Consider the following 1,408-nt stretch of genomic DNA (forward strand, 5'->3'; position numbering starts at 1 on the left):
CGACCAAAACAACAAAATAAACGGCCGCTCCTGATGTTGTTTTTCTATTTGCGCCATACTACCCACCATAAAAGGGCGCACATCGGCCATCACAGCACCACACAACAGCAATGCCAATGCCAGAAAATAACGCATTATGGTTTTCGCTCGGCACTGTCGAGATTAAAAACACGCAAGCCACTTTCTTGACTATTCCAAACCAGTAAAGGTTTTTGTGTGTTTACCACAAACATCGGAATATCTGTTTTTCCACTCGCCGATGCCAGCGCACGCGGCGATGACCAACGCTCACCGCGTGGATCATCCGATTGCATAGTCATTAACTTATATTGATTGCCATCAAACTCGCGCCAAGCAATAAATACCGTTTTATTTGATACCAACACCGTTGGATAACTCGCTTGCGCGTCTGTATTGCCAAAAGGGTGCACCAATGTTTGGTGCTCATCGTCTATGCGGCGATAAAACAATCCAGGATTTTTAGGGTTGCCTGTAAACCACACCAAATGCAAGCTGCCTTTTTCGTCAGCTGCAATATCGCCACCGTGATGTGGGCATGCATTGATCTGCCAATTATCTTCACTCGCCCGCACTACTGATGGATAAGCACTAATCGTTGCAAAAGCAAAATCGCGCACTCCGCCATCAAAAAGCTGCCGCCAAAAAACAATCGGCACTCCATTGTGGTTTGTTGTGATTGCAATGCGACAACACTCACAGCTGCGGTCTGTCAGTTTTTTATTCTCCGAGAAGCTCGCACCACCATCTTGAGAAATCACATAGTAAATCGAGCTCCCCATGTATTCTTTGCCAGACTTTTTTGCTTCCGCTTTGCTGCGACCATCTAACCACGCCAAAACAATATCCCCACCTCCACCCATCGTGAGCGCGGCAAAGCTATGCCCTACTTCATCATTTACATCATTGATAGTGACGGGCGTAGAAAATGTTTTTCCGCTATTTATTGAACGCGAAAACCGAATATTGCCAGCAAAGGTTTTCTCCAATGCCTGTGACCAAGCTACAGCCACAACACCTTTTCTCACCGCAATCTGCGGCCTATTTTGTCCTTCTGCCAAAATGGATTCCGGCACGGCGTTGACAGCGACAGCATCAGAAAACCGCTTCCCCTCATCCTCTGAATGACTCACCCAAATGCGCCCATCTTTCATTTGTGCGAGCCACAGCACACCGCTTTCATCGGCCGCCACACTCACGGCCATGCCCACGGGCTTGGAGCTCATGTCTGCCCACATTTTGCTCATGTCATGCCCGCCATGACCGGCTTCAGCCTGCACAGGCGCAGACATCACGACCGCAAAAAACAAAACCCCATAAGCATATATTTTTTTAAACATCGCGTTACATCCGAAAATCCACTCCCACAAAAACAGATCGCCCATCTCCT

Annotated in this window: 1 protein-coding gene; it reads right to left on the reverse strand. The window is 47.9% G+C overall.

The window, feature by feature from the left end; all coding sequences use genetic code 11:
• Positions 1-134: 134 nt before the first annotated feature.
• Positions 135-1,408, reverse strand: a 1,274-nt coding sequence (locus tag U1F02_RS15655; protein ID WP_409991336.1) for a sialidase family protein, incomplete at its 5' end; no start/stop codon positions are given.

Source organism: Cellvibrio sp. (assembly GCF_046347455.1).
Taxonomy (GTDB): Bacteria; Pseudomonadota; Gammaproteobacteria; order Pseudomonadales; family Cellvibrionaceae; genus Cellvibrio.